This window comes from Rossellomorea vietnamensis (genome assembly GCF_025398035.1).
GTDB lineage: Bacteria > Bacillota > Bacilli > Bacillales > Bacillaceae_B > Rossellomorea > Rossellomorea vietnamensis_B.
This window is the reverse complement of record NZ_CP104558.1, coordinates 4,114,184-4,131,979: the sequence shown is the minus strand read 5'-3', so window position 1 is coordinate 4,131,979 and position 17,796 is coordinate 4,114,184. Positions and strand designations below refer to the sequence as shown.

The window sequence follows — 17,796 nt, the reverse complement described above, 5'->3', positions numbered from 1 at the left end:
TAGGGGATGTAGTTGTTAATCATGCCCCGAATCCCCTCCCAATAAACTTCGTATCTGTTCCATCTCACTCTCTAAAGTCTTCCTCCTAACCCTTAATTCCTCTTCTTCTGTTTGAAGTTTATACAAATGGAGGCTCAGCTGCTCAACTACCTTATTTACCAACTCTTTATCCCCACAAGAATGCGCCTCCTTCAAACTAAAAATCAGTTGAATGTCATTCAACGATAAACCGTATTCCTTCAATTCTCTGACCACTTGAAAGTTTAAAACGTCCTTCTTACTATATTCTCTAAAATGTTTATTCCATGTTGGAGTGATCAACTGTAAGTCCTCGTAATGCCTGACCGTATCCTTGGTCGTATTAAGCATGGATACAAACTCCCCAATTTTCATCTATACTCACCTCTAAAAAAACCTTTGACGTGGGGTTAACCCCATATATTTTAATGAAACTATCAAGTTCATATGGAGGAATGACAATGACTACTCCCTTTTTGATTGGGACCATTCTTACGATAATTTACGGTGGATTATCTATATTAACCGGAGCTATAGAATTAAGGGCAAGAAACATCCCCTTTTGGTCTGCCATCTCATTAATATTAGGTGGCGCCGGGGTTTTGGGTTCACCCTACCTCATTTACTTCAACTCAAATTATTTACTCGCTTTAATTTTCTTCCTTTTGTGGATGCATCTAACGGCTTTCGTCAATGGCTTTTATCTACACGGCAAAATCAACAAGAAACACCATTTGATCCGACTCACTATTTCCGTCATGATACTCGTATTATTTCTGTAAGCCTTTTTCATGAAAGTGTGATCTTACCAGATGATCACACTTTCTATAATCAATCTGACTAAAGCTTTTCCAGCACACACCTAAACCGCTCCACACCAGGATATTTCTCACCCAAACTCATAATCTCAAACCCACGTTTCTTATAAAACAACACTGCATTCCGATCTGTTTCAGCAGTAATCCTAGTGCAATGGCCGATGTGATCGATCATTTTATGGCCTATCCCCTTACCCCGGTGTTTAGGCATCACGGCTACATGCTTAATTTCACACTCTCCCTCATCCAGGAATTCAACTCCTATACATCCAACCAATTCATCTCCAGCCGTAAACCCATATAATTTCCGTTCGGTGGAATGGATGTACAGATCATATTCCTCTTCAACTTTTTCTACAGAAGTTGCAAAGGATAATAATTTTCTAATATCCGGGTGAATAGACTGTGTTCTGATTTCTTCCATAAGCGTCCCCCATTTCCAAGCAGGTATCATCTATACCCCTTCATCCCATTCTCAAATGCTACCGAATCATTATTCTCAATTCCATGAAGTGCCTCCTGCAACGCAAATGTACCACGGTAAAAATTCATTCTGTCGAAAATCCGATCCCCGTTCGGATACACCTCCAGACATTTCCTGACGAAGTGTTCGCCGTAACTGGATAATAGTCCGGCAAAGTCATAAGCAGGGTCACCCACTTCGGCTTCTCCAAAGTCGATGATCCCGGAGATTTCATGGCGTTCCGGATCCCACAGGATATTGGATGCCCCAAAGTCACCGTGAGTGAGGACCGGTTGAAAATCCAGAAGTTCATTCTTTGATAAAAACGAATTGAAATGCTGGCTGACTTCCACCTTTGCTCGTTCATTCATATGGGGAAAAATTTTCTCCTTGAACCGATCGTATAGGTCTTCAATTGAACTTCGTATCTCACCTATACTCTTTTTCTCGATGTTAATAGATTCTAAAGATTGTGAGTGAAGAGCAGTCAAAAAACCCACCAATTGGGAAGCGATTTTTTCATGATGTTCTTTATTTTCTATAAATACGCCTGGCCACAATGGATTGCCTTTAACCAGCTTATAACCTGTAAATACCATTCCCACTTCCTCTGGTTCCAAGGATTGATAAATAGGATAAGGGACCGGTAACGGGATGTTCCCCTTTATCCCTTCCAACACCCTCGTTTCTTTCTTCAATTTCCTGATTCCTTCCCCATACTTCGGGAATCTGAAAACAAGAGAGTCGTTAACCATAAGGACATCATTATTCTGACCGATTTCATTCATTTCGCTGTGGGTGATCGTTAACTCAGGGTACACCTCTCTTATTCTTTTTTCATAAGCTGATACCATATTTGCTCCCCCTACTTCTTTTCATTTAAAAACAATTCATACTCATCCCTAAACCGCTCTGCTTCCTCAAGGAACGGATAATGATTACTCCTCTCAAAAATGACCAGTCTCGAATCCGGTACCCCCTCAGCCATTTCAATCGAATACTTCAATGGACATTGCACATCGAAGCGGCCGCACATGATTAACGTCGGGACTCGAATAAACTCCAGCTTTCTCGTCACATCATATATTTGCAATTCTCGGATAAAGAAGTTCATCCGTGCTGCCGACATCCCTTTATGAATATCAAGGGAAAATAGCTCGCGATATCTTTCAGGTTTATGTAAAGACAACTTTGTCCTTTCCACTGATAACTCTTTTCTTTCTTCAAGTGATAAATCCGATTGCTTCAACGCTTCAATCATATCCTGCATCCTGCTAAAATCATGGTGCGCTTCGTTGTAAATGCAGTCCTCCGAAAAGGTCATATACTCCCTCGCAGCTGCCCCGACAATCACAGAGAAATCCAGACTTTTTGAGAAGTGAATTCCATAAAGGATCCCTAACATCCCACCAGTGGAATGCCCGGCAAACCCCCAATGAGATAACCCTAATGCTTCCCGGATCGCCTCCAGGTCAAATATGGTTTCCAGCATACTCAACTGATAGGGTTCATGAGATTTGTCAGAGCCTCCTGCTTCCCGTAAGTTAATCAAGAAGACCTGGTTGGTAACTGTGAACGTCTCTGCGAAATAGTCCCCGGTCTCATTGAACTCGGAATAATGGTGGGTGACACATAGAGGATTTCCATCACCCTTGATGAATACTTCAAATACTCCCCGTTCTGTATGCAGTAACTTTCTTTCCCATGCCTCCATCCTTTCACCCCTTTCCACTTATAAAAAAGGCAGCCCGAAATGGGAAACCTGATTATTCCCTTTCGTAACGTCCATTGAAAGGTCAATCATTAATCATATCTATTCCTTTATCGTCTGAATATCACTTGCCCTGACCCTTCCGGGAGACCCTTCCTCCAACACCTCATCGACTTTCATGACAATTTTGTCTCCCTTTGAAAATTCTTGTGCGTCTTCCGTTTCTACATATAAAAAGGTACCGCTTAAATTCGCTAAATCTTCCCCTTTTACTTTTTCCAGAGACACTAAATCAGCGGCCGTCAAATCTTCTCCAATCAGAATCTGATTTTCCTTCACCTCCAAGATGTAACCGTAGACGACATTTTCACTGGTTTTAGTGGGATGTTTGGATGCATAAATAATGTACTCAGCAATATCAGTGAACGGTTTAGATTTTTCATGAGATCCGCAAGCATTCCAGTTAAGCGTTCGGCCACCTCCATTTATCTTCACTTTCATCAGATAGTTGTCCGCCTGTTTTCCTTTAGGGCATTCATCACTCGTAGGCTTGGACCGTAAATAATTCGCCAACACCAACTGCTTATAGACTTCCTGCTTTTCCTCATCATTCAGTTGAATCGTTTTCTTTTCTCCTTCTTTGGGACCGTACCTTAACTCCACTTCAAACACATCCTGGCGCTTTACGTCATAAGAAGTCTCGAGAACCCCCCAGGTTTCACCCCTTACACCCTCACAACCTGTCAGATAATAGGACAGATTGGTAGGATTCTCTTCCCGTTTCAGCTTTCCGCATTGAAAGGACTCCACCCCGCCATCGCCATATTGGTCTCTAGTGTAATCGAATGTTACATCGATTTGTTTCCCATCGTAAGCTAAATCCGTGAGTATGGGATCTCCCTCGATTGTGTAGGATACAACTCTCAAATCTCCTTTTTTCTGCTTCTTTACCTTTTGAAAATAGTTCTCCATGTTATCCAATCCTGAAATCCCACCATGCATGTCCACTACATCCGCATTCAGTTCAGAATCATTTTCTTCAGTAGGTTCTGCGGTAGGTTCTGCGGTCTGATTGGATTCATTGCATGCTGTGAGAAAAACCAAGATGATGGCAAGTATCCATAACCATTTTGAATGTCGCATTGAATCCCCCCTAAATTTTCTAAAATTGATTTACATACAGTTTCCTGCTTTAAACAGTTTGCTATTACACAAAAAACTGAGTCATCCAGGCAATATAATATGAACCCGGGATAAAGATCAGTTGAGCGAGCAGTGTCCCGAACAGCCTGGAGATGACCATCATGATAGAAAGGCCCTTCAGCTCTTGGTAATTCCCCTTCCCATTTGCCACATCGTCGGCAAGGACGGAAATCTTCGGGTCAATAAACAGCGTCAATAAAATGGTTGCGATACCATTGATCAAGCCTGAAGCCATGGTCGCACTGCCTGATCGATCTGGTACGATGAGCGCTGCATAAAGCGCTGAAAGAACGCCAATCGTGTAAACCGCCGTAATGATCATATTAATAAAAAACAATCTTTTTGGAATGGCCTTGAAATTGATTCCTGTCAAATATCTTCTACCTGGTTTAGCAAAATGATTGATCCCTCTTTTATATAGATCATTCTTAAACCCAAGCTTGATTAACCTTGGCACAGAACCTCCCTGCTCGGATAGGTGGATAATCCCCCTTGAAAACAATGCAACAAACGTAGGCAATAACACAATTCCAAGGAGAGTACCTAAAGTCGAAGCACCGATCAGCACCCTGAACTGCTCTTCCACCACTTCTAATTTCCGGCCCTCAGGTGCAGCATCGGTGAGCCCACCTGTAAAGGGCTGCTGCATCATATTCGACATTCGTGACACAATGACCATCATATTAAACAGGGAAAGACCTGAGGCAATCAACTTCACCCTTGCACCGGATAACCTGACCGCATAAGCGAGTGTTTCAATGCTATGTATGATTAAAATGAATAATGCAATAAAGAGTACTGGTAACGATAAAAATTCCAAGATGACAACTCCCTTTTTTATCCATTCATATTATAGCATTAAAAAAAGGAACATTTCGTATTTTTGAAATGTTCCTTCAATTTACTTTCTATAGGCTTCATACCAATGAAAGGGCTGGACTTCTTTTAATGTCTTAAATTGAAGATTGCCTTCTGGATGGTAAATACCCACTTGAACTTGTGGTCCCCAATAGAAGAGTCGTTCCTGGCAAATTCCACAAGGTGTTAATACTTTGTACTCGGAGTTTTCATCATCACGTACGACACAAACAGAATGAGTCACTTCCGTATTCAGTTTGTGTGCTTCCAATATGGCACCTGTTTCAATGCATAGCTCGGTGGACGCATTAATGATTTCCGGGGAAACGCTGGTGAGGATGTCGCCACTTTTTGTATACATGGCAGCAGCACCGCCCCACCCTGTTGGATATCTTTTTTCAATTAATGCCACTGCAGCTGCGAATAATGTTTGTTCAATGTTCATGTACCGGCCCCCATTATAAATACTATGTTTTTAATACTACTGGGGAATTTCCCATATTACCAGATGAATTCAGGAGAAAGTTCGCTCCCGTTATGAAGACAAAAAAACCTCAAGTCATTAAATTCAATGACTTGAGGTCTTACTTAATTCACTTTTGAGTATTCATACGTTTTTTCAGGCTGACTTGCGTTCGATGCCGCGAAGCCACGCTGTTAACAGAACCGCCCCAGCCACCATAATGGCACCGATCCAAGGTGTATGAATCAAACCGATTCCATCCACGATAAGTCCTCCAACAAAGGAACCGATGGCAATCCCGACGTTGAATGCGGCGATGTTCAGGGCAGATGCGACATTGACTGCTGAAGGGACATATTTCTCAGCCAGGTTTACCACCAGAATCTGCAGTCCCGGCACATTCATGAAGGCGAATAACCCCATTAAGAAGATGGCGATAAGTCCTGCCACTTTGAATGGCGCTGCGAATGTAAGAGCTACCAGAATGATGGCTTGCATAACAAACATCCAAAATAATGCTTTTAACGGGCTCTTGTCAGATGCTTTCCCTCCAACGACATTTCCAATCGCAACGGCAATTCCGTATACAAGAAGGATGATACTCACCCATTTTGCGCTGAATCCTGTTACGTCTTGTAGTAGAGGCGTTAAATAAGTGAACGCGACGAACGTTCCGCCATACCCTAGGGCTGTGATGGCAAAGGCTAATAATAATCGACCGTTTGTTAGAATCTTCAATTGCTCACTGAACTTGGCTGGTGGTGCTTCTTTTAAGTTTTTTGGTACAAGAATGGAACTGGCAATGATTCCGACAATACCGAGAAGAGCAACTCCCCAGAATGTGGCTCTCCACCCGAATGCCTGTCCGATGAACGTTCCAAGTGGTACTCCTGTAACGGTTGCAACCGTCAATCCTGTGAACATAAAGGCAATCGCACTGGCCCGCTTATGGGCGGGCACTAGATCGGCCGCAATCGTCGATCCGATCGAGAAGAAGATCCCGTGTGAAAATGCTGTGATAAAACGGGCTACAAGCAATAGTCCAAAGCTTGTGGACATGGCTGCAACCGAGTTTCCTACAATGAATAAGAGCATTAAAGACATAAGCAGTGATTTCCGGCTCATCTTACTGGTCAATGCCGTCAACACCGGTGCCCCGATGGCCACTCCAATGGCATAACCTGAAATCAATAATCCTGCGAGTGTGATGGATATAGATAAATCATCGGCAATCGATGATAATAATCCAACGGGAACAAACTCTGTCGTCCCAATTCCAAAGGCACTGATGGCAAGGGCAAGTAACGCCGGTGTGCCGCCTTTCGTTTTTGACTGATGTATAGTAGCTGAAGTTGAACTCATAACGTAACTTCCTCCTTAAGATTTAAATGAAATGAGAAACGAAGGCGCCTTTCGTTTCTTCGTACACATTATGATAATGGGTACAACTTTTTATGAGAAGTACGCACTTTAAAGTCATGTAGGTACTTTTTTGTAACCTAGGGACTTCCAAGTGCCTATATGCCTTTCAAACCTCTTGGATAAAAATAGGCAGGTACTGTTTGAAAAGCTAAATTGAATTATGAGGGCTGGGTAACCTTTTGGGAAGAACGCACTTTGAAGTGGCATAGGCACCTGGAAGTACCCTAGTCAATGCAAAAAACGCTCACTCTAATGAGTAAGCGTCTTGTATGGTCTTCAAGTATTGTTTTCTATTTTACTGATCTACTTGTTTTTCATTTACTTTTCTAAGTACATGTTGAGCTTCTAAAAAAATTTTTCTTTGATCATCAGAAAGTTTATCGATTTCATCAGATTCTTTCATTCCACTCTTGGCCATCGTTTGCTCATATATCATGATTGCTTCGATATATTCTTCATATTCACCTGATGACAATACCTCTTTGCTTGATTTCTGTCCATTAAGTCGATCAAAGTAAGGCTGTATCTCATATAAGGTGTTTTTCAGTTCAGTCAGCTGTTTAGCAGGAACTTCTGAATAATCAATGTTTCCATATTTATCTCCATATTCTACCTTTGCGTTTGTTACGGTTTTTAATAATTCTTTAAAACGCTTGAACTCTTCCTTTTCCATATCCCCTTGGGCTTGAGTCAATTTTGCATCCAGAAGCAGGTATCCTTCCATTGTTGCACTGGATAGGTGAGCCTTCACATTTTCAAATGATCCGTAAAACTCATCGGCAAGAATGGTTTGATAAGCAATGGCTCCTGTTGGAAGAATTAAAGAAGCCGCAAGTATAGCTGATACCATGTTTTTCTTGATTAACCTGTTGACTCTTCCACCTTTTTCGAGGCGTGCTTTTCTTACTCCCATTTTTGATCGTTCGTGCAGTGTGGGTGGAATGACAATTTTGTTTATCTCCTGCTTGATATTACTCACACGTATCAGCCTCTCTCATGTGCTTTCGAAGTTTCCCTAACGCACGGTACAAGATCGTTTTTGCAGTGCCTAAAGGTATTTCTACTATCTCTGCAATTTCTTTGAAAGAATATCCTTCATAGAATCTCAGGGTAACGACGCTTTTCTCTTCTTCACTTAATTTCTCCAATAGCTCATGAAGAGTGATGCTAAGGAGCGTATCCCGATCTTCCAATCCGATCATTTCTTCATATTCCGGTTTAAGTTGAACTACTTTTTTATTTTTTTTCAATATATTTAATGCAGTAGTAATTGCAATTTTAATTAACCAGGTTTTAAAATACGCAGGATTCTTTAATGTCTCAATATTCTTAAAAGCACGGTATGCGACCTCTTGTACGACATCTAACGCATCATTTTCATTTTTCACATACACATAGGCCATTCTGTAAATATCCTCTTCATATTGTTTAAAAAGTTTTAAAAACGCCTTATCATTGCCTTTTTGAGCTTTCTTAACTAATCGATCGATGTTCTTCACCCCTTATTATCTTCTTTCATCCATTAGACAACTGAAAAGACGATTTGGCTTTCATTTTTTATAAAAGTAAAAATAATAGAGAACTATGAATTGCTGTAGATCATTAAACCAAACCTCTATTCCAGTATTATACATTACATTCAGTCTTGGACTTTGTGTCAGATAAGCTCTTCCCTAGTCAAAAACCAAACAACTGGTTACACTAAAAGAGAATGATGTTAAAGAGGAGAGTACATAATGAAAGCACTTGTATTTGAAAAGTTCGGCGGACCGGATGTCCTCCACTATCAGGAAATTGATTCTCCTAAAGTGGGACCTGAAGAAGTATTGGTGGAAATGAAGGCAATCGGCCTTAATTTTGCCGATGTATATAGAAGAAAAGGGAATTATCACTTGGCAGGAGACCCACCATATATTTGTGGGTATGAAGGTGCAGGCGTCGTCAAAGAGATTGGAGCCAACGTGCAAGGAATGGCTGTTGGGGACCGCATCGCATTTGCCGATGTACCTTATGCAAATGCGGAACTTGTGGCCGTGCCAAAGGATAAAGCCATCCCATTGCCAGATGAAATATCGTATGAAACGGCTGCATCCCTTTTGTTACAAGGACTTACAGCTCATTACTTAACGAAAGACAGCTATAGTATCAAAAGCGGGGATACCGTTTTAGTCCATGCAGCTGCAGGCGGAGTCGGGCAGCTGCTTGTCCAGATCATCAAGATATTGGGAGGAACAGTCGTCGGGTTAACGTCTACGGAAGAAAAAAGACAGGCAGCGCTGGCTGTTGGAGCGGACCATATGTTTTTATACAGTGAAGACTGGAAACAAAGCGTGCAGGATGTGACAGGTGGTAACGGAGTTGACGTGGTATATGAATCAGTCGGTTCGACTCTGATGGACAGCTTCGAATCAACTCGCATCGGCGGAACTGTCGTCTTCTTTGGTATGGCAGGAGGCGACCCTGTTTCGGTTGATCCACGGATGCTGATGGACACGTCGAAAACCCTGACAGGCGGCGATTTGTGGAATGTCTTGACGTCTCACGAAGAACGGGTGAACCGTTCCCACGAATTGTTTGGATGGATACAGGAAGGGAAATTGAAGGTTTCTGAACCAACGGTCTTTCCTTTAAGCGAGGGCGCAAAAGCTCATGAGTATTTAGAGAGCAGGAAAAGCACAGGGAAGATTTTATTGATCCCTTAAATAAATTGAAAGAGACCCTTTCCAACGGTGGCTAACCCCAAAAGTTAGAGTTTTGTTATGCAGCTGATTGGATGGACTGAGTTCGGTATTCGACTGGACTAAGTCCATCCAATTTTTCTTTTGAACGTTCATGATTGTACCAGTGGATATATTCTTCAATCCGGCTTCTCAAATCCTCAAAGGTAACTAATTTTTCTCCATAATACATTTCCTGCTTCAAAACACCAAAAAAGTTTTCCATTACAGCGTTGTCTGCGCATGTAGCTTTCCGTGACATGCTTTGGAATACATTATTCTTCTTTAATGTCTTCACCCATTGATTGTGCTGGTAATGCCAGCCTTGATCAGAATGGATGGTGGTTCGATAGATTGCGTGATCTCTTATTATTTCTATCGTTTCATGTAAAGGTTCCGTGACTAGATCTAACGTGGGACGTTTCCTGATTCCGTACGCGATGATTTCTCCGTTATAGAGGTCAAGAATGGGATTTAAATATAACTTCTCTTCGTTTAGACATTTAAATTCTGTAATGTCAGTTACTAATTTTTGTAGAGGGACATGCGTGTTAAACCGGCGTGATAATCGGTTCTTTGCCACCTTTCCAACGTTCCCCTTATACGAATTGTATTTACGGGATTTCCGCATGAATTTTACACATTTCAATCCGATGTCTCGCATAATACGATATACTTTTTTATGATTGATATGATGACCTAATTTCTTTAATTCCTTCGTAATCCGTTTATACCCATAACGTTCATGAAATTTTTTAAATAGGGAAGTAATGAGTTCTTTTAATTCTGCATTTGAATCCTCTTTGTCAAAACCCTTCACATGATAGTGGTAGGTTGCTTCGGGAATCCCCACTACTTGAAAAATATCTTTTAATCGGAATCCTTCTTCTTTAAGTTCGAATGCGAGCTTGGCTTGTGCTTTTCGCGGAAGGCATTCGGATTCTCCCGAAAAGCTCTCAACTTTTTTAGGTACGCATTTTCCAATCGCAGTAATTCATTCTCGCGTTCTAATTCCTCTTCGCGTGTTACCTTTTTCTCTTCCTTCTTCTCCGATTTATTAGGTTTCTTAGACATAGAAGGTCTCCCCTTTAATTTAGGTTTCAGGCCATCTACTCCTTGTTCATTAAATATTTTCGTCCAAGAATGAATTAATGAAGGATTGTTCAGCTTAAATTGTTCCGCAGTTTCCTGATAAGAAGCGCCTGTCTCTAACATAAATAGTATCGTATCTAATTTAAATTGAACAGAGTACGCTTTGTTTATTTCTCTTCGCTTTATACCTTCTATTCCTTGTGTTTTATAAGCTCTTACCCAATCTAGTAGTGGTGTCTTAGAAGGTAGGTTATATTTTTTCGCCAATGATTTATATCCAAGATGGCCATCCAGATACTCGGTGACAAGTTTTAGTTTAAATTCTTCACTATATTTAGCCATAAAAACACCCCCAAAAGTTAGTTTTCTACTCTAACTTTTGGGGGTCGATACCAACTCGGAAGGGTCTCTTCTTATAAATCCTGCGACAAACGGATCATATCCCTGCACTGAATTCCATTTTCATAAATTTCTTCAGGATAATGTCTCACGAAGAAGTCCAAATCCACCCCAACGATCCTGAAACCACATTTTTGATAAAGGGCCAATTGGCCAACGCCTGAATTCCCGGTCCCGACTTCAATGGTCTTGTACCCTTTCTCCCCAGCCACCTTTACGGCATCCATCACAAGCTGTTTCCCAATCCCTCTCCCATGCAGCTCTTCTGCAACCGCCACATTCACTAGCTCGATGGTTTCCGGTCTTGTTGGCAGTAAGACGTAAACGCCAACGATTTTCTTTTCGAGCTCCGCTACAAAGCATTCTCCTCTGGTGGCATATTCCTTCACAATGGTCTCTGAAGGATCTGCCAGGAGAAGCAACTCCATGGGAAGTTCTTCATCTATGTTTCGCTTTCGAATAATCATTTCCTACCTCCACTGAATCACTTAGATTTCCAATCTTAGAATAACTAATCCTGATCACCACATTAAGAAAAAAATATTCATCTAGGCATATCACCTTTACTAACCTAAAAATAATAGTATACTGAAATTATTCTTCATCTTGAAGATAGTGGTTTAAGGCAGGACCCCTTATTGTAAATCGAAAAATTCCTTATTTGTAGCGGCTTACCAGTGTTGTTGGTAAGCTATTTTTTTGTGCATTAAAATAGAAAGGATATCACATACCAATTTTCATAGAACCCTGTACTCGTTTCTATTCCGACTTCTTCTCCTTCTGTTCAAATCCTTGAATGAACCTTATAAGAAACACAGTCCCTGTACAGTTTAGAATAATACTCGCACTGAGGATGACCGCCCACAACGGGGTTGGAAGCGGGAGAATAAATGATAATAATAAGAATAGAATTCCTGCTAATACAAATACGATACCTTTTGTTATATGGTTCATGAATCTTCCTCCAGAAAAAATAAGATATTAAACTTACACTTTTTGTTTAATCAATTTAATACATTCCTCAGCCGATGACTTGGATGTATCCACCGTTACATCATAATTCATACCTTTGTGCACGATAGTAGCCTGTGATACAGCCATCCCTTCAATGCGGTCTCCTCTTTCTTTCTCACGGGCAGCCGCTATTGCCGGATCACAGTAAACACCGATCCACAGCACCTGCAGCCCTTCCAAGGCAGTCTCCCATTTTTGACGACCCTCCAATCCACTAAGAAAAACATCGTCGATGATGATCCTGGCTCCTCTTCGTGCCATCTGTCCAATACCGTGCATCCATGCTGATTCCAGCTCTCTAAATTCCGCACCTGGACTGACCGATCCGTCTTCACCGAATTTCATTCCGCTGTCTTTCCTGAGCATGGCATCAGGCATAGACTCGATAAGGTCATCTATGCTGAATCTCAGCCATGTATCTGAAAATGAATGTTGGAGGCATTTTGCGAGGGTCGATTTACCGGAGCTTGAGCCTCCGTTTAGGATGATGATATTGGTCATAGTGATTGCCTCGCTTTCTTATAAATTGGTATGACTTACAAGCTAAATGATCTAGACTCAAACAATCCCGTTGACTTTGTGATATGAATAACTCCATGGTTCGCTTCTTTTTCAGATGCAAGGAAACGAAGAAACTCTTCTAACGTGTCATCGACTAAGATTTCATTAAGTTCTGTATTTGAAGAAAGCAGATAATCTACAATGGCTTTTTCGTCTGTAATCTTCAACCCGCCTGGAAAGTCTTTATAGACGATTTCATTGAAATAGCCCTGAAGCTGCTCAGCCCCGTTTTCCACTCCGAAGTTCAAAGCATGTTCTCTGGCAGATGGAAAGTCCAGATTAGGATCAAAGCGCTTTAACAACTCACCAAATTCTTTCAAATGATTCTGCCCGATCGTTGAACTGTAGAATGTTCCACCTGGCTTTAATATTCGCCTTACTTCACTTAAAGCATTCTTTCTATTCGGGACATGATACAACATGTGGTTGGCAATGATCACATCGAAACGATTATCCTCAAAAGGAATATCTTCGATGTTAAGCTGAGTGTACTGGATATTAGGTATTTCTATTAAATTCTGTTGAACAGACTGAACCATCCCCTCTGAATAATCAGAGAGAGTTAAGCTCCAACTAGAATCAATCCGATTTCTATTTTTCAACCAAAATGTACCGTCTCCACATCCGATTTCAAGAACCCTGCTATTAGGAGGTATGTTTATTTGTTCAAATAGCCATCGATGCCAATCGACTTTATTTTCACTATATTTTTCGTGAATGTTGATACGGGTATTAAGCTTCGTTGGATTGCGGTATTGTTCTTCTAATGAATTCATATATTATTTCCTCCACCTACTGCATTTTAAATCCTTCTGATACCTATCTGAATAACTTGAAACATTTCCCATTGAGAATCGTATAGACTAATAAGGGGGCGATTTTACGAATGAAAAACATGACAATAAGATTGTTCATGCTAACAGCACTTATGGTTTTACTGGCTGGATGCAGTGCACATAATGAAAGTGATGAAAACGCAGAAACCATCCAAACCTTTTTGAAAAATGAATTCACTGGACCTGATGATGAACTCAAAGCTGCATTTAAACAAGATGGTGCTTTCCCACCAGAATTAAGAGAGTATGTAGATGAGAACTATAAGCCACTTGTGATGGATTGGGAAGACATGTTGAATACGAATCACATTTTATTTTATCAGCGTATGGCTTATGAAAAAGGGTATCAATTGAAGCCAAGTAATATTGAAGTGAAGAAAGATCAAGATCTCGCTTATGAGTATGAAGTCAAAGTGAAATACGAGAAAAATGGTGAAACCAATACTACAACGGTCAGTGGACGAATGAACCTCAATGACGAGGGGGATATTGTGACGATCCGGGATATGGATGATGGGGGATTATTGGAGAAATTGAATCAGTAAGACCCCATCAAAGGGAACTTCCAAACGGAGAAGTTCCCTTTTGTTTTTACTGTCTTTCAATCATCAATACATCCTCACTTGGAGACAGATACTCTTTGCCCCTAGTTGAAAAATATCCTTTTTGACGGTTTATTTCTGCATACTGAACCACTTTACCCTCATGTAGAAAAACAAGTAAGTAGATATCATCCCTACTACTGATATGGCTTGGATCATCATATTCAACCCCCAGCTGTTTTTCAATATGCTCTTCGGGTGAATAGGGTTCAAATAGGTAAGCTTTGTCCCACTTGAAGTCTGTTATTGAATCGACCTCAATTTCCCTGTTGTTATGATCTTTAACCATAGAATAGATGGACTTCTCGAAGTCTTTATTATGCTTAACACCATTGTTATTGCAGCCAAATACCATAACTACTACGAGAAAGAGGGAAAAAGGCAGGCTTCTCAAGGCAAACATCTCACTTTCTTTTCATGAAAATTAAGCGGATGGCCCACCACCGCCACCTGTATGGTTGTTCGCATTCGTAGCTTGTTGAGAATGTTGAGCCGACTTTTGATAGGCTTCATCTCTTGGATTTGACGAATTCTTTTTAATGCTGTCTCCATAAAACTCCATTTTCCTTGAACCGATGAAAATACGGATGGCAAAATATAAGATGACGATTCCCAGAAAGATCAAGAAATACATGACTACACACCTCCAGTATTTGGATTTGGCTTATATTCACTGTAACATACAAGGTTTATGGGTTTATATTTTCAGTGTGATGATTTAGCTCATGTTTCAAATACTCGATCTTCTCCAAATCCTTATGATTATTCTGATCTGCCCGGTAGCTGTCCTTGGAGGAAGCTTCGTACACACGTAGATACTGTTCCTGATTTAACAAATAATAGGTCGCCTCTCCTTTTCGATGAATCTCTAACTCTTCCATCCGTACCCCTGCAAATTCCGGCAGCGTATCGATGATCCCGAACTCCACGGATAATCCACCTTTCGAAAATTCATGTTCATGTAAATCGATCAGCGCATAGCCCATGGAATTCATGATTTCTACAATTTCACTCCAGTTATGTATGGATGTTTCTGCAGGGACTTCCCATCCCCGCTTATCACCAGGCACATGGATGTCCAGATCCTGTGCATCCCAGCTCCTTCCGGTGACCACTTCCAATCCCACAGATCCCATTAGCAGTGGCGTAATTCCAATTCCATTTAGCTTCCTGGCAATTTCAATAAACTGACTAAACTTTTGGTTCATTGACAAATTCCTCCCTGAGAATACTCATCCGGAGTCGGTCGACGAACTCTCCGTTTCTCAATCGATCCTGCCTTAAAGTGCCTTCTTCCACATATCCCATTTTTCTGTAGGAATTAATGGCTTTTTCATTATCGATCTCTACTCTTAGCCATATCTTGTTCAACCCGAGTTCCTTGAACCCCCATTGAAGCATCTCGCGCATGGCTGCTAACCCGTAGCCTTTTCCCCAGTAATTTTTATCACCGATCGCAATCCCAAGTTCTGCATGTTTATTTAACCGGTCAATATTTTTCAAATCGATCCAGCCGATGTGTTTGCCTTCTCCCGTCATGATCGCCTTTTGTTCATATCCATTCGTTTTGCTGATGCACATGTCGATCCAGGCACGGGTTTCTTCCAGGCTGAAGGGAGGATATTTTTCTGGCATGTTTAAGTGTTTGGTCACTTCTTGGTCCAGGCACCAATGATAGCGGTCTTCTGCATCGTCAAGCGTCAATTCCCTTAGTGTCACGTATGCGGTTGTTTTCATAGTCATGATTCCTTTCAAACTTGTATGCTTTTATAATGCTCTAATATCTCGGTTAGAATGGCTTTGTTGTAACTCGTTTTCCCATGAATCCTTTCAGCCCATTCAGACACCGTTTCAAGCTTCGCGTCTTTCATCAATCCTTTTGTCGTACTCATAAAGCTCTCCCAGTTATAAAACTCCCAATGCGCCGTTTCGGATTGGTACGGGATTCTGCACTCCAATAATGGATGATTCTTTATCATATGTTGAGAATGTTCAGCAGCCTTCAAGAAGATATCCATCTCGATTCGTTCAGTCTGGAAAACTTGTCTGGATACTTTTCCATTGGGCCGATGGTACAGAATTTCAGTGCCTTCTGGATGAGCTTGAACCTGCACCTTAGCAGCAGGAAAGAAACCCTCTAATTTTTCGTTGGAGTAATCGGGACTCTTCGAATCTATTAAAATCGGCTTCAACCATTGATCGCCCAGGTCACAAAGAAATCGTTCCCCTTTTTCATTCAGAGCAATGACGGCCGCATGAGCCTCTTCTGAATTCAGGTTATGACCGACGGGATAAGCCTCGACGCCATCTCTTTTAAACTCATCCAGTAACCAGAGAGCGAGATCGAAACAATTCCCCGACATGCCGAATTGTTCCCGATGTTCACGCATAAGAGAGACCTCACGCTGTTTCTTCACAGTCCCCTGCTGATAAAACCAGACTTTCGTTAACGTTTCCATGGGAAAATCATCAAATTTTGTCCATGTTTTTAAAATGCTTTCTGAAGCGTTCATTCTTGCACCTTCTTTAATTGATCTATGTATGGCATAATATAGCTTTCATATTCATCCGTTAATCCAACCGGCAGTTCATTCAGTTTGAAAAATCGAACTGACACCGATTCGGTTTCATCGATGTCCATTTTCCCTCTCATGTCCTTTGTGACATAAACAGCCGTGACAGAATATAGTTCATCCCCATTCGATACTTTGAAGTAATAGTCCTGACCGGAGAAGATATTTACAAGGGACAGCTCCCCAATCTCAAGGCCGGTTTCTTCCTTCACTTCTCTCCTTGCCGTCTCTTCTAAACTTTCGCCCAGTTCCATCAATCCTCCCGGAAGCCCCCAGCCACCGTCTGTCCGGTGCTGCAGAAGGACTTCCTGTTGGGTGTTTAAGATGATGACGACAGCCCCGGGGAGAATGAGGGGTCTAGTGCCAACAAGTTTACGCAGATCTTTGACGTAGTTCATTATTTTGCCTCCTTGTGCCATGTACCATAACGTTAATTCAACCTGATTTAAGATCATTCACCCTATAGGTCTTGCTTCCCAAGTCCTCATACTTCTGATTTTCGAAACAATAAAATTCATCAGAAGCCCAACGCCTAAATAAACCAGTAAAAGTACATCATTCGCTTCTTTCCAGATGAATTTTGTCGCAACAAACAGTGCAAGCGAGCCCAGTACGGCTGTCAACCACAACCCCACTTGAAACGTTTTCTCTGACATAGGATTCACCCTTTTTCAATTTTTTTCTAGAGTAAATGTTTCCTCTTGATCATCCCACTTCACCGTTACCTTAACTTCAGTATCTTCACTCATTTTGGCATTCGTCGGATCCGATTCACTGTTGTGCCGGATGACTCCATTCTCTTCAAGGGTCACACCCTTTCTGCCAAATCCACCAACTTCTTCTACGTCATAGGCAACGTTACCTACAGAATTAATGTCCTCCCCTTTATACTTCAGGACAAAATCCTTCTTTTCAAAATCACTGGACTGATTGACGTTTAGTTCGGCATGCCAGTGATCGGATTCACCCGAGAAGGAGAAATCTTTCGTGTTGCAGCCTGCTAATAGAAGCATAGTTCCAATTATGAAAAGTATTTTCTTCAGCAT

At 41.3% G+C, this 17,796-nt stretch carries 26 protein-coding genes; 2 read left to right on the top strand and 24 right to left on the bottom strand.

The genetic code is table 11. The features are described 5' to 3' along the window. Nucleotides 1-15: 15 nt before the first annotated feature. From N5C46_RS21230 to N5C46_RS21185, 10 genes are all read right to left on the bottom strand, one after another. Nucleotides 16-393, bottom strand: coding sequence for a MerR family transcriptional regulator (locus N5C46_RS21230; RefSeq protein ID WP_261750153.1), 378 nt, complete (start codon nt 391-393; stop codon nt 16-18). A 465-nt stretch (nt 394-858) separates the two neighbouring features. Continuing rightward, entirely contained in the window at nt 859-1,260 is a 402-nt protein-coding gene (locus N5C46_RS21225; protein ID WP_261750152.1) for a GNAT family N-acetyltransferase, read from the bottom strand. A 26-nt stretch (nt 1,261-1,286) separates the two neighbouring features. Continuing rightward, the gene (locus tag N5C46_RS21220) at nt 1,287-2,153 is read right to left on the bottom strand and encodes a phosphotransferase family protein (RefSeq protein ID WP_261750151.1); all 867 of its coding nucleotides are present in this window, start codon (nt 2,151-2,153) and stop codon (nt 1,287-1,289) included. Between the two features lie 11 nt (nt 2,154-2,164). Further along, entirely contained in the window at nt 2,165-3,013 is an 849-nt protein-coding gene (locus N5C46_RS21215; protein ID WP_261750150.1) for an alpha/beta fold hydrolase, read from the bottom strand. A 99-nt stretch (nt 3,014-3,112) separates the two neighbouring features. Beyond that, on the bottom strand, nt 3,113-4,153 hold the full coding sequence (locus N5C46_RS21210) for a DUF4362 domain-containing protein (RefSeq protein WP_261750149.1): 1,041 nt from the start codon (nt 4,151-4,153) through the stop codon (nt 3,113-3,115). Between the two features lie 64 nt (nt 4,154-4,217). After that, nucleotides 4,218-5,033 (bottom strand): lipid II flippase Amj family protein, encoded by an 816-nt coding sequence (locus N5C46_RS21205; protein ID WP_261750148.1) that lies wholly within the window; start codon nt 5,031-5,033, stop codon nt 4,218-4,220. 81 nt (nt 5,034-5,114) lie between these two features. Further along, nucleotides 5,115-5,516, bottom strand: coding sequence for a cytidine deaminase (locus N5C46_RS21200; RefSeq protein ID WP_261750147.1), 402 nt, complete (start codon nt 5,514-5,516; stop codon nt 5,115-5,117). Between the two features lie 174 nt (nt 5,517-5,690). After that, nucleotides 5,691-6,896, bottom strand: coding sequence for an MFS transporter (locus tag N5C46_RS21195; protein ID WP_254651939.1), 1,206 nt, complete (start codon nt 6,894-6,896; stop codon nt 5,691-5,693). A 355-nt stretch (nt 6,897-7,251) separates the two neighbouring features. Next, nucleotides 7,252-7,935, bottom strand: coding sequence for a DUF3600 domain-containing protein (locus N5C46_RS21190; RefSeq protein ID WP_261750146.1), 684 nt, complete (start codon nt 7,933-7,935; stop codon nt 7,252-7,254). Continuing rightward, the gene (locus N5C46_RS21185) at nt 7,928-8,455 is read right to left on the bottom strand and encodes a sigma-70 family RNA polymerase sigma factor (protein ID WP_420720428.1); all 528 of its coding nucleotides are present in this window, start codon (nt 8,453-8,455) and stop codon (nt 7,928-7,930) included. The genes N5C46_RS21190 and N5C46_RS21185 overlap by 8 nt, the downstream gene beginning before the upstream one ends. A 237-nt stretch (nt 8,456-8,692) precedes the next feature. Between N5C46_RS21185 and N5C46_RS21180 the strand changes: the two genes are divergently transcribed. After that, entirely contained in the window at nt 8,693-9,658 is a 966-nt protein-coding gene (locus N5C46_RS21180) for a quinone oxidoreductase family protein (protein WP_261750145.1), read from the top strand. 55 nt (nt 9,659-9,713) lie between these two features. Here the strand turns inward: N5C46_RS21180 and N5C46_RS21175 are convergent, their stop codons facing one another. The 6 genes from N5C46_RS21175 to N5C46_RS21150 form a co-directional block, all read right to left on the bottom strand. Beyond that, nucleotides 9,714-10,538: an IS3 family transposase gene (locus N5C46_RS21175; RefSeq protein WP_261752249.1), complete on the bottom strand. Its 825-nt coding sequence runs from the start codon at nt 10,536-10,538 to the stop codon at nt 9,714-9,716. A gap of 5 nt (nt 10,539-10,543) precedes the next feature. Beyond that, nucleotides 10,544-11,107 (bottom strand): transposase, encoded by a 564-nt coding sequence (locus N5C46_RS21170; RefSeq protein ID WP_261749724.1) that lies wholly within the window; start codon nt 11,105-11,107, stop codon nt 10,544-10,546. 71 nt (nt 11,108-11,178) lie between these two features. Then, a complete protein-coding gene (locus tag N5C46_RS21165) occupies nt 11,179-11,631 on the bottom strand; it encodes a GNAT family N-acetyltransferase (protein WP_261750144.1) in 453 nt (150 codons plus the stop codon). Nucleotides 11,632-11,923: 292 nt separating this feature from the next. Continuing rightward, nucleotides 11,924-12,118 (bottom strand): hypothetical protein, encoded by a 195-nt coding sequence (locus N5C46_RS21160; RefSeq protein WP_261750143.1) that lies wholly within the window; start codon nt 12,116-12,118, stop codon nt 11,924-11,926. Nucleotides 12,119-12,151: 33 nt separating this feature from the next. After that, nucleotides 12,152-12,679, bottom strand: a complete 528-nt coding sequence (locus N5C46_RS21155; protein ID WP_261750142.1) for a chloramphenicol phosphotransferase CPT family protein — start codon at nt 12,677-12,679, stop codon at nt 12,152-12,154. A gap of 35 nt (nt 12,680-12,714) precedes the next feature. Beyond that, complete coding sequence (locus N5C46_RS21150) at nt 12,715-13,515, bottom strand: class I SAM-dependent methyltransferase (RefSeq protein WP_261750141.1); 801 nt, start codon at nt 13,513-13,515, stop codon at nt 12,715-12,717. A gap of 110 nt (nt 13,516-13,625) precedes the next feature. Between N5C46_RS21150 and N5C46_RS21145 the strand changes: the two genes are divergently transcribed. Further along, nucleotides 13,626-14,120 (top strand): hypothetical protein, encoded by a 495-nt coding sequence (locus N5C46_RS21145; RefSeq protein WP_261750140.1) that lies wholly within the window; start codon nt 13,626-13,628, stop codon nt 14,118-14,120. 46 nt (nt 14,121-14,166) lie between these two features. Here N5C46_RS21145 and N5C46_RS21140 read toward each other — a convergent pair whose 3' ends face one another. From N5C46_RS21140 to N5C46_RS21105, 8 genes are read right to left on the bottom strand one after another with little or no spacing between them, the layout of a single operon-like run. Next, nucleotides 14,167-14,571, bottom strand: a complete 405-nt coding sequence (locus tag N5C46_RS21140; RefSeq protein WP_261750139.1) for a hypothetical protein — start codon at nt 14,569-14,571, stop codon at nt 14,167-14,169. A 30-nt stretch (nt 14,572-14,601) separates the two neighbouring features. Next, nucleotides 14,602-14,811: a hypothetical protein gene (locus N5C46_RS21135; protein WP_261750138.1), complete on the bottom strand. Its 210-nt coding sequence runs from the start codon at nt 14,809-14,811 to the stop codon at nt 14,602-14,604. Nucleotides 14,812-14,866: 55 nt separating this feature from the next. Beyond that, nucleotides 14,867-15,385 (bottom strand): phosphoribosylanthranilate isomerase, encoded by a 519-nt coding sequence (locus tag N5C46_RS21130; protein WP_261750137.1) that lies wholly within the window; start codon nt 15,383-15,385, stop codon nt 14,867-14,869. Continuing rightward, nucleotides 15,369-15,914, bottom strand: a complete 546-nt coding sequence (locus N5C46_RS21125; protein ID WP_261750136.1) for a GNAT family N-acetyltransferase — start codon at nt 15,912-15,914, stop codon at nt 15,369-15,371. Before N5C46_RS21125 ends, N5C46_RS21130 begins: the two co-directional genes overlap by 17 nt. Before the next feature lie 14 nt (nt 15,915-15,928). After that, complete coding sequence (locus N5C46_RS21120) at nt 15,929-16,690, bottom strand: hypothetical protein (RefSeq protein ID WP_261750135.1); 762 nt, start codon at nt 16,688-16,690, stop codon at nt 15,929-15,931. Next, on the bottom strand, nt 16,687-17,148 hold the full coding sequence (locus N5C46_RS21115; protein ID WP_261750134.1) for an NUDIX hydrolase: 462 nt from the start codon (nt 17,146-17,148) through the stop codon (nt 16,687-16,689). The genes N5C46_RS21120 and N5C46_RS21115 overlap by 4 nt, the downstream gene beginning before the upstream one ends. Nucleotides 17,149-17,205: 57 nt before the next feature. Then, a complete protein-coding gene (locus N5C46_RS21110; RefSeq protein WP_261750133.1) occupies nt 17,206-17,406 on the bottom strand; it encodes a hypothetical protein in 201 nt (66 codons plus the stop codon). Between the two features lie 15 nt (nt 17,407-17,421). After that, complete coding sequence (locus tag N5C46_RS21105; protein WP_261750132.1) at nt 17,422-17,796, bottom strand: membrane lipoprotein lipid attachment site-containing protein; 375 nt, start codon at nt 17,794-17,796, stop codon at nt 17,422-17,424.